Source organism: Sulfuricurvum sp. (assembly GCF_036279695.1).
Classification (GTDB): Bacteria; Campylobacterota; Campylobacteria; order Campylobacterales; family Sulfurimonadaceae; genus Sulfuricurvum.
Genome location: NZ_DASUIQ010000104.1, coordinates 1 through 10657, shown reverse-complemented (window position 1 = coordinate 10657; position 10657 = coordinate 1). Strand labels below are relative to the sequence as shown.

The window sequence follows — 10657 nt, the reverse complement described above, 5'->3', positions numbered from 1 at the left end:
ATTAAATCTTTGAATGGATATAAAAGGTAGCACGATAAGCTGACATAGGGTGAGCCAAAAGATTCCCTTGTGCTTCAGCACATCCGTGTTGCGAGAGCAATTCAAGGATTTGATGATGCTCTACCCCTTTGGCGATACTTTTGAGTCTAAGACTTTTAGCAATCCGTATAATAGTATAAACCCGTGCAGCATCTTCTATATCATTGAGCATATTGATAACATAGCTTTGGTCAATTTTGAGTTTGTTGATACGATACTGCTTTAAATACCATAAGCTTGTATAGCCCGTTTTAACGTCATCGACCGATAATTGAGTTCCTAATCCTTGTAGATTATTTAAAGTTCTTTTGATCTCTTTTGACTCACTGGCAAGGATGGACTCGGTTAGTTCTATTTCCAAATATTTCGGGCAAATATCGTACTCTTTTGTCGCCGTATCAATGATTGTGAATAAATCGGATTGAGTAAATTGTTGAAGTGAGATATTAACGGCAATTCGAATCGATTTTTTGAAGATAGCGTTCCATTGGGCTATTTGCCGACATGCTTCACGAATCACCCATGTTCCGATAGCGCTGGCTAACCCATTGTCTAGTGCGAGAGGGATGAACTGATCTGCTAAAATCAGCCCTTTTGTCGGATGATACCAGCGTATGAATGCTTCCATAGCGACTAAAGAACCGTCTGAGAGGTTGATTTGCGGCTGATAATGAAGATGAAGCTCTTTGTTGAGAATAGCATTAATCAGATCGTCATGCAAGGTGGAGCGTTTTAATAAGGGCTGATCGGTATTCGTGTGATAGCGGCAATATATATTTTCTTTACTCTCTTGTGCAGTTTCAAGAGCTTTGGAAGCATTCTCTAGCAATGTATGTGTGTCGTTCCCGTGAAAGGGAAAAAATGCGACTCCGATGGATAATGTAATGGATAAAAAATGCGCGTCTATAGCAAATGGGAGCTGAAAGGGGGAATGAAGTTTTTGGATTATGGATGAAATATCATCGAGTTGGCTTAAATCGCTGATTATAATAGTAAATTCTCCCGCTCTCCAGTGACTAAGGGTATCCTCGTCACGAAGGTTTTTGGCGAGATGTTGAGCAGATGTGTGAAGTACTTTATGTGCGATCTCTTCCCCAAACGATTGGAGGTAGTGTTCATATTCATTGATGCTGAGAGATAAAACGGCAAATTGAATTCCCGATCTTCGTGCACGTGCGAGCATTAACTTTATCCGCTCATCAAACAAAATACGATTCGGTAACCCTGTAATTTTATTGTAAAGGGGATTTGTTTTAGAGAGTTGTTTAGTCATATAGCATACTTTATCGGTGATTGAAAGATTAGGGTTTTGGAATGGAATGGCAATTATGTGAGATAATAGCATACACTCCGTCACGTATCGGTCATAAAAAGTGCCGTAAAATTTAACCAATCGTTGTAACCTTTTCGTGACGTGAGCGTTTTATACTCTCTTTCATGGAACCTCTACACCCCCTTTATTTTCACTACCTTGACGTGCTGGATGTGGCATTTCAGCCCATAGTCGATATTCACACCGGAACACTTTTTGGTGTTGAAGCGTTGTTGCGAGGGACGGATACCCTCGGTTTTGAGAGTATTGCCGAATTTTTTGATCGGTTGTACGAAGAGAATATCCTCTATACCTTTGATCTCCGTCTGCGTGAAAAAGTGATTGAGAAGTTCTGCACGATAGAGGGGCATGAACGGCTCAAACTTTTTTACAATCTCGATAACCGCCTTTTGGAGATGACCGATTTCTCAAAAGGGAATACCACTCGGCTGCTCAATCGGTATAAACTCGATTCCAAAGCGATTGTTTTTGAACTCTCGGAGCACAATGAAATTCTCAACATCGATCACTTTACGAAATTGATGCATCACTATACTGATGAGGGGTTTTGTATCGCGATTGATGATTTCGGGATCGGGCAATCGGGGTACAAACTTCTCTATCATTGCACGCCGAACATCATCAAGATCGACCGTTTTTTCTTGAGCGGCATCGATAAAGATCCGAAAAAAAAGCTCCTTGCCCGAAATATGGTACAGCTCTCCACGTTGATGGGATGCCGCGTTATTGCGGAGGGGGTGGAGACAGAGGCCGAACTTGCCGTATGCAGAGAGATCGGGTGTCATATGGTGCAGGGATATTTTGTTCAGCGTCCGACACTGGATTGCGGGCAGATTGTTGAAAAATATCTAACCGATACAACACGTTCAAAAGAGGATAAGCGTTCTATCAGCAACCAAAAAATAGTCCTCAAACGGCTCGAACCGCTCAAAGCGATTATGCTGGGTGATTCGATGGAGACACTGCTCGATTTGTTGAATGAAAACAAAGAGATGTTTCTCGTCCCCGTTGTGGATGCAGCGATGCAACCGGTCGGGATCATCCATGAACATCAGCTCAAAGCGATCGCCTGTTCTCCCTATGGGCGTTCATTGACCCAAAATCGCTCTTCAAACCTCTCTGCGATCGAGACCTATATCGAACCGATCCCCGTAGTGGATCTGACCATGCCGCTCGAGACGATGATCGAACTTTTTTCCCTTTCGCAAAATGCTCCGGGGGTTTTAATCGTCGAATCCTCCCGCTATATCGGATACCTCAGTGCGCGGGAGATGATCGAGGTCGTACATGAACGTAATCTGATCCGAGCACGGGATGAAAACCCGCTCACCCGTTTACCGGGAAATTTCAGGATCAACGAATACATCGCCAATGCGATCGAGTGCGGTGCGGATGCCGTATTGGTCTATTTCGACTTTGACCATTTCAAACCCTACAACGATTATTACGGATTTCGTAACGGTGATCGGGTGATTTTGCTGTTTGCCGAACTGATGCACAAAGTTCTCTCTACCGACTACTTCAAAGGGCATATCGGAGGAGATGATTTTTTTGTCGGGGCAGTTTTGGATGAGAACCACTCGTTTGAAAAAGTATGCGGCGAGATTGAGAAATTGATTGCGGTGTTCGGTGATGAGGTGAGAGCATTTTATGAATCCTCCGATCGGGAACGCGGGTGCATCGTCGCCGAAGATCGAGACGGCAACGTGCGGGAGTTTAAACTCCTCGGAGTCAGCTCGGTCGTTGTCAAAATAGGAAGCAATTCAGCGATTCAAACGGCTGAGTATCTTCAGCGTACTTTTGCGATGGAGAAGAAAACGGCTAAAAAATCGCCTAATCATATGAGCATCATCGGAAATTGAGACGTTAGCTTTGGTATAATGTCTCATTATTATATCTGCGGAGCGAACAGTGGAACAAAAAGAGCCCATGACTAAATACGGGTTTCAGCGTCTAAGCGATGAGCTGAACACCCTCAAAAATATCGATTTGCCGGCGGTCAATGTCGAAATCGACCGTGCCAAAGAGTACGGAGATCTAAAAGAAAACTCCGAATACCATGCGGCGCGCGAAAAACAGGCATTTATCGGCTCTCGTATCGCCGAACTCGGAGACGTAATCTCACGAGCGCAGATCGTTGACCCGAGCGAACTCGAACATGCCCGTGTCAGCTTCGGTTCTACTGTAGTGCTATGCGATCTTGACACCGATACGGAAGTCACCTACACCATCGTCGGAGGATGTGAGAGCAATCCCGATCGCGGTCTCATCTCGTTTAACTCACCGTTGGCAAAACAGCTCCTAGGGCGACAAGAGGGGGATGAACTCAATGCAAAACTCCCGGGCGGAACCAAAAACTTCGAAGTCATCGAAGTCAAATATCAGGAGATCGTGTTTGAATCGCATTAACGTCGGTATTATCGGTGTCAGCGGCTATACGGGGCTGGAGCTTGTCAAAATGCTCATTTCCCATCCGACATTCAATCTTGCCTATTGTGCTAACACGGAGGGTGACACCACCGTGGCAGAACTGCACCCCTCGCTGGTCGGTGTCGTTGATCTGAGCGTCGATAAAGTGGATTTGGATCGAGCGGCACAGCTGTGTGAACTCATCTTTTTGGCACTTCCTCATAAAACTGCGATGCAGACCGCCAAAGGGTTGTTGGAACGGGGAATCAAAGTCGTCGATCTCTCCGCCGATTATCGTCTATCAGCTGAAAACTACGAAGTGGCGTATTGTGAGCACGAAGATTTATCCAATCTCTCTCACGCGATCTACTCGATCCCCGAGCTTCACGGCAATGCGGCAAAAGGTGCCCGCCTGATCGCTAATCCGGGATGCCATGTCACCGCTTCTTTGATGGCATTGGCACCGTTTTTGGACTATATCGATCTCTCAAGCCCTATTTTTATCGATTCGAAAACAGGGGTATCGGGTGCGGGTAAATCTCCGAGCGCAACGGTGCATTATGTGAGCGTTAACGATAACATCAATTGCTACAATATCATCAAGCATCGTCATGCCACCGAGATCGAACAACATGCGAGCAGTTTGTGCAACGAGAGTGTCAACGTGACATTCGTCCCATCCCTTGTCCCTATGACACGCGGGATGTTAGCATGTGTCTATGCAACGCTCAAAAGTGATTGTGATCCGTTGGCAACTATGCACTCTTTTTATGAAAACAAATCGTTCGTTCGTGTCCGCACCGCACCGCCCCATACCAAAATGACATCTGGGACGAACTTTGCCGATGTGTATGCCACTCGTCACGGCAATGCACTCGTTGCGATGTGCGCGATTGACAACCTCATGCGCGGTGCGAGTTCACAGGCATTGGTCAATGCCAACATCATGATGGGATTGGACGAGGCTCTCGGCATTCCGCGTATTTCCTATGTCCCCTAAAACCCTCAAAAGCGGTGCGATTTTGATCGCGGATGCCCATTGCGCTCCGTGGCGCACCCATTTCCTCGAGTTTCTTCATGCTCTTGATTCCGGAGAGATCGTAACTCCCCAGCTCATATTGATGGGAGATGTGTTCGATATGCTGTATGGTCCGATAACACGAACTTATCGCTACAACACCGAGGGGATCGAACTGATCAATCGACTCTCATCTAAACTGGAAATCATCTATTTAGAAGGAAATCACGATTTTCTGCTGGAGAAGGTATTTCCGAACATACACGTTTTCACTCGTCAGCAGCAGCCTCTTGTTTTAGAGTATGAGGGAAAAAAAGTAGCCCTTTCGCACGGTGATAGTGCTATGGGGATGGGGTACGAAATCTACACGGCACTTATCCGCAGCCCTTTGGTATTGGGAATCCTCAGGGCGATCGATACGATCGGTGGCGGGTTCATCGTTTCGTGGCTTGAACGGCAGATGAAACGAAAATCGCACTGTCGGACGATAGAGCATTTTGAATCGCTTATTGAGAAACGGTTGAACAGGTTGTCCCTCGATTCGATCGACATTTTGATCGAAGGGCATTTTCATCAAAATTGCGCCTTTGATTTCCCCCGATTTCATTATATCAATGTCGGTGCTTTTGCTTGCAATGAAAGATACTTTACTGTACAATCAATGCAGAATAAGCCGTTAGTTTACGAGGCAGTTTTTCGTAAGGAGCCCCTATGAAGGGACAAGGAGACATTTTAAAAGTCGGCAGTAACGAGATGGAACTCGTCGATTTTCGTATATTTAAACGTGAAAACGGGGAAGTGTACGAAGGGATATACGGTATTAACGTTGCCAAAGTACGTGAAATCATCCGGTTTCCGAAATTAACCGAATTGCCGGGAACCCCTCCGTTCATCGAAGGTATCTTTGATCTGCGCGGCGTGGTTATCCCCGTTGTCAATTTGGCAAAGTGGATGGGAGTCGATGCTCCTGAGGGTGTTGATAAAGAATCACGGGTTATTATTACCGAATTCAACAACATCTTGATCGGTTTTGTCGTACATGAAGCCAAACGCATCCGTCGGATCAATTGGAAAGATATTGAGCCTGCATCCTTTATCTCGGGTGATGGCGGGATGGACAGCTCAAAAATCACAGGGGTAACCCGTATCGAAGACGATGCGGTGTTGTTGATCCTCGATTTGGAGAGCGTCGTTCAGGAACTCGGTCTTTATCAACCGGCTAGCGGAAAACTCGAAGACGGCAAATACAACTTCAGCGGATATGTTTTGCTCCTTGATGACAGCTCTACCGCACGTCGTATTATTAAAGAAGCGCTGGAACAAATGGGCTTTGACGTTATTGAAGCGACCGACGGTCAAAACGGACTTAAAATCCTTGAAGATATGTATGCCAAATTCGGTGAAAACATCTCATCGAAATTGCGTCTTATCGCATCGGATATTGAGATGCCGTTGATGGACGGATTCCATTTTGCCGCCAATGTAAAAGCAGATCCGCGATTTAAAATGATTCCGATTGTCTTCAACTCTTCCATCAGTGATTACTTCAGTGAATTACGCGGAAAAGAGGCGGGCGGAGAAGCATATTTAGTCAAATTTGATTCAAATTTATTTTACGACGAAGTAGCGCGTGTTGTACGTGCTCACGTTGAATAGGGGTTAGACAATGGATGAATTTCAAGAGATATTACAGGACTTTTTGGTTGAATCGTTCGAGCTGATTGAACAGCTTGACCAAGACCTTGTCGAGTTGGAATCACGACCTGATGATCTGGATTTATTAAATCGTATCTTTCGGGTAGCCCATACGATTAAGGGTGCTAGTTCTTTTTTAAATTTTGATGTCTTGACCCACTTGACCCACCATATGGAAAACTTGCTCAATATGGCACGTCACGGTGATTTGGTGATTGATGCGGATGTGATGGACGTCATCTTAGAATCGATCGATTTGATGAAAGCGTTATTAGTCCGTATCCGAGACAGCGGTGAAGATGGCGGATTGGAAGTAGAACCGTGTGTTCTCCGTTTGGATGCGGTTGCCAACGGAACATCATTGGGCGAAACGGTTCCTCCTGCGGCTGCCGCACCTGCGAGTGCACCTGAACCGGTTGCTCCTGTTGCAGCGGTTGAAGAAGAGCCTGATTATTCAGGGATGAGCGAAGAGGAAGTCGAAGCGGAGATTGAACGTCTTATTGCTGTTCGCCAAGCCGAAGATGCCGCGAAGCGTGCGGCTCATGCTCCGAGCGCAAGCGCCGTTGAAGAAGAACCCGATTATTCAGGAATGAGTGAAGAGGAAGTTGAAGCGGAGATTGAACGTCTGATCGCAGTGCGTCAAGCCGAAGATGCCGCTAAACGCTCGAATAAAGCGTCTGAACCGGAAGCGAAAAAACCGGAACCTGCGCCGGCACCGGTACCTACTCCTGCCCCTGTAGCGGCAGCACCGGCAGCCGCACCTGTCGCTCCCAAAGCGGCTCCGGCTCCACGTAAAGTTGAACCGAAAGAGGATGCGGAGAGCCGCGGCGGAGCTGCGGTAGAGCAAACCATTCGTGTCGATGTTAAACGGTTAGACCATTTGATGAATCTCATCGGAGAGCTCGTTTTGGGCAAAAACCGTCTGATCAAAATCAATGACGACGTTGAAGAGCGTTACGAAGGGGAAGCGTTCCTAGAAGAGCTTAACCAAGTCGTATCGATTGTATCATTGGTAACGACCGACTTGCAAATCGCTGTTATGAAAACCCGTATGTTGCCGATCGGAAAAGTGTTTAACAAATTCCCTCGTATGATCCGTGACCTTTCACGTGAGTTGAACAAAAAAATCGAGCTTGAGATTACGGGTGAAGAGACGGAACTCGATAAATCGATTGTCGAAGAGATCGGCGATCCGCTCGTTCATATTATCCGCAACTCATGTGACCACGGGGTTGAAACGCCGGATGTTCGTCTTGCCAGCGGTAAAGAAGAGAGCGGAACGATTCAGCTCAAAGCATACCACGAAGGGAACCATATCGTTATTCAAATCATCGATGACGGTAAAGGTCTTGATGCGGAAATGCTCAAGCTAAAATCGATTGAAAAAGGGATTATCACTGAAAAAGAAGCGGACAGCATGACGGAAAAAGAGGCATTCGGTCTCATTTTCCGTCCGGGCTTCTCAACCGCCGCGCAAGTGACCAGCGTTTCAGGACGCGGTGTTGGTATGGACGTGGTAAAAACCAACATCGAAAAGCTTAACGGTATGATCGACATTGACTCCGAAGTGGGCAAGGGTACGTCGATGAAACTCAAAATTCCGCTTACCTTGGCGATTATCCAAGCGTTGTTGGTCGGAGTTCAGGAAGAGTATTATGCGATCCCTCTCGCATCGGTTCTTGAGACGGTTCGTATCAGCAAAGATGAGATTTATACCGTTGAGAGCCGCTCCGTTATGCGTCTTCGTGATGAAGTTCTCTCTTTGGTACACATCGGCGATATTTTCGAAGTCGAACGTGTATTTGACAACAGCGAACACGCGTATGTCGTCGTTCTCGGTCTTGCGGAGAGCAAAATCGGTCTCATCGTCGACTCACTCGTCGGACAAGAAGAGATCGTTATTAAATCCCTCGGCGAATACCTCAAAGGGATTGAAGGGATTGCAGGGGCAACCATTCGCGGTGATGGCGGCGTAACATTGATCGTTGACGTTGCGGCATTGATGCAGATGGCAAAATCGGTCAAATCGACTGTCGGACAAGAGAGTGCCGAAGCAAAAGGGCGCATCGGAGTTAAAAACTCAGCGAGTGATTACTGCGTCATGATCGTTGATGACTCCAAAACCGACCGTACCATTATGCGTAAATCGTTAGAACCGATGGGAATTACCCTTATCGAAGCGAATGACGGTGTCGAAGCATTGAACCTCTTAAAACAAGGTGACCACAATTTCGACGGTATGCTAGTTGATATTGAGATGCCGAGAATGGACGGATACACGTTGGCGGCAGAGATTAAAAAATACAACAAGTATAAAAATCTCCCACTGATTGCCGTTACGTCACGTACCGGTAAAGCAGACCGTATGCGAGGCGTCGAGTCGGGAATGGTCGAATACATCACGAAACCGTACTCTCCGGAGTATCTGATGAGTGTCGTAAAACGCAATATCAAGTTTAACGAGGGGCTATAATCATGAGCGAAAAACTTCAACAAATTATCAATAAACAGCACAAAACCCTCTCCGGAGAAGATGTTAAAATCGATGAAGTGATCCAATTGGTCGGCTTCATCGTCGGTGATGAAGAGTTCTCGGTACCCATTTTAAGTATTCAAGAGATTATTAAACCGATCTCTTGGACGCGTGTTCCGCAGACCCCTAATTATATTTTAGGGGTATTTAATCTGCGCGGTTCGGTTATCCCGTTGATCGATTTACGTTCCCGTTTTGGGCTCGAAACCCAAAAACATACGGAAGAGACCCGTTTTATCGTGATGAAAAATAACGATGATGTCGCGGGGTTCGTAATCGACCGTCTCACCGAAGCAATACGTTTACCTAAACGGGATGTCGGTCCGGCACCGGATACCATCAACGAAGAAGAGAGTATGATTGATGGAGTCGGAAAACAAGCTGACCGCATCATTACGATCCTCAAAGTTGGAAAACTTTTAGAGAGAAATTTCTAATCTTTTGTCATCCTGAACTTGATTCAGGATCTAAGATTGCGGATCGAGTCCGCAATGACGAGTAAAATATGGCACAATATCGCCATGAATGAAATACACTTTTTAAACCGCCGCGCTAAACTCCTCACTATGATGGAGGAGGGTGTGGCGATTATCACCTCCGCACCTACCCAAAGCCGCTCTAACGACACCGAATATCCTTACCGACAAAACAGCGATTTTTACTATTTATGCGGATTTAATGAAGATAACTCGGTATTGGTTTTGATCAAAACTCCCAATGCCTCAAAAACAATCCTTTTTGTCGAAGCTCATAATGCCGAGCACGCTCTTTGGAACGGCGCACGTTTGGGGGTTGATGGGGCACGGGAACGCTTTAGCGTCGATGAAGTGCACGACATCGCAGTATACGTCGAAATGATCAAAGAGCTTTTGCGAGAACATATCAACCTCTATATCGATCTCTACAACGATTCAGTGAGACTTATCGAAGCGAAAGCTGCCGCACAATCACTCCACTCGACACGTGGCGTTAAACGCCATATCCGCTCCATTCGTGACGTCACTTATCTTATCCGCACTCTACGGCTGATAAAATCACCTGAAGAGATCGAGACGATTAAAAAAGCGATCGCTATTACCGCCGAAGCTCACCATAGTGCAATGCAAATGTGCCGTGCAGGAATGAGAGAGTATCAGCTTCAAGCTCAAATGAACTATGTTTTTTTAAACAACGGTGCCATGAGTGAAGCCTACGGTGCTATCGTCGCAGGGGGGAACAATGCCAATACCCTCCATTACGTCGATAACACTGACGAACTCACGGATGGAGAGTTGGTACTGATCGATGCCGCGTGCGAATGGGAACTTTATGCGAGCGATATTACCCGCACCTTTCCCATTAACGGAAAATTCAGCGATCCCCAGCGGGAAGTTTACAATGCCGTCCTAGATGTTCAGCTCCGTGTGATTGAAGCGATCAAGCCAGGGGTGAAACGCGATTGGCTCCAAACGTACAGTGAAGAGCTGTTATGTGACGCTTTGATCAAACTGGGAGTTTTGAACGGTGAACGAAGCACATTGATAGAAGCGAAAGAACACAAAAAATACGCTCCGCACGGGATAGGACACTGGATGGGGCTGGATGTTCATGATCCATGCCCGTATGTGGACGAAGAGGGCGAGTCGTTAGC

The 10657-nt window shown here is 46.4% G+C and carries 9 protein-coding genes; 8 read left to right on the top strand and 1 reads right to left on the bottom strand.

Annotation, left to right across the window (positions count from 1 at the left end; translation table 11 throughout):
- Position 1: 1 nt before the first annotated feature.
- Complete coding sequence (locus VFW36_RS10245; RefSeq protein ID WP_329658715.1) at positions 2–1312, bottom strand: bifunctional diguanylate cyclase/phosphodiesterase; 1311 nt, start codon at positions 1310–1312, stop codon at positions 2–4.
- Between the two features lie 164 nt (positions 1313–1476).
- Here VFW36_RS10245 and VFW36_RS10240 point away from each other — a divergent pair, with 164 nt between their 5' ends.
- The 8 genes from VFW36_RS10240 to VFW36_RS10205 form a co-directional block, all read left to right on the top strand.
- Complete coding sequence (locus VFW36_RS10240) at positions 1477–3234, top strand: GGDEF domain-containing protein (RefSeq protein ID WP_329658714.1); 1758 nt, start codon at positions 1477–1479, stop codon at positions 3232–3234.
- Between the two features lie 49 nt (positions 3235–3283).
- A complete protein-coding gene (gene greA, locus VFW36_RS10235) occupies positions 3284–3781 on the top strand; it encodes a transcription elongation factor GreA (RefSeq protein ID WP_329658713.1) in 498 nt (165 codons plus the stop codon).
- On the top strand, positions 3768–4781 hold the full coding sequence (gene argC, locus VFW36_RS10230) for an N-acetyl-gamma-glutamyl-phosphate reductase (RefSeq protein WP_329658712.1): 1014 nt from the start codon (positions 3768–3770) through the stop codon (positions 4779–4781). The genes greA and argC overlap by 14 nt, the downstream gene beginning before the upstream one ends.
- A complete protein-coding gene (locus VFW36_RS10225; RefSeq protein WP_329658711.1) occupies positions 4771–5514 on the top strand; it encodes a UDP-2,3-diacylglucosamine hydrolase in 744 nt (247 codons plus the stop codon). Before argC ends, VFW36_RS10225 begins: the two co-directional genes overlap by 11 nt.
- Entirely contained in the window at positions 5511–6455 is a 945-nt protein-coding gene (locus VFW36_RS10220; RefSeq protein WP_329658710.1) for a chemotaxis protein, read from the top strand. Before VFW36_RS10225 ends, VFW36_RS10220 begins: the two co-directional genes overlap by 4 nt.
- A gap of 10 nt (positions 6456–6465) precedes the next feature.
- The gene (locus VFW36_RS10215) at positions 6466–8967 is read left to right on the top strand and encodes a hybrid sensor histidine kinase/response regulator (RefSeq protein ID WP_329658709.1); all 2502 of its coding nucleotides are present in this window, start codon (positions 6466–6468) and stop codon (positions 8965–8967) included.
- Positions 8968–8969: 2 nt separating this feature from the next.
- On the top strand, positions 8970–9464 hold the full coding sequence (locus VFW36_RS10210; RefSeq protein WP_329658708.1) for a chemotaxis protein CheW: 495 nt from the start codon (positions 8970–8972) through the stop codon (positions 9462–9464).
- An 84-nt stretch (positions 9465–9548) separates the two neighbouring features.
- The coding region (locus tag VFW36_RS10205) for an aminopeptidase P N-terminal domain-containing protein (RefSeq protein ID WP_329658707.1) at positions 9549–10657 on the top strand (1109 nt) is incomplete at its 3' end.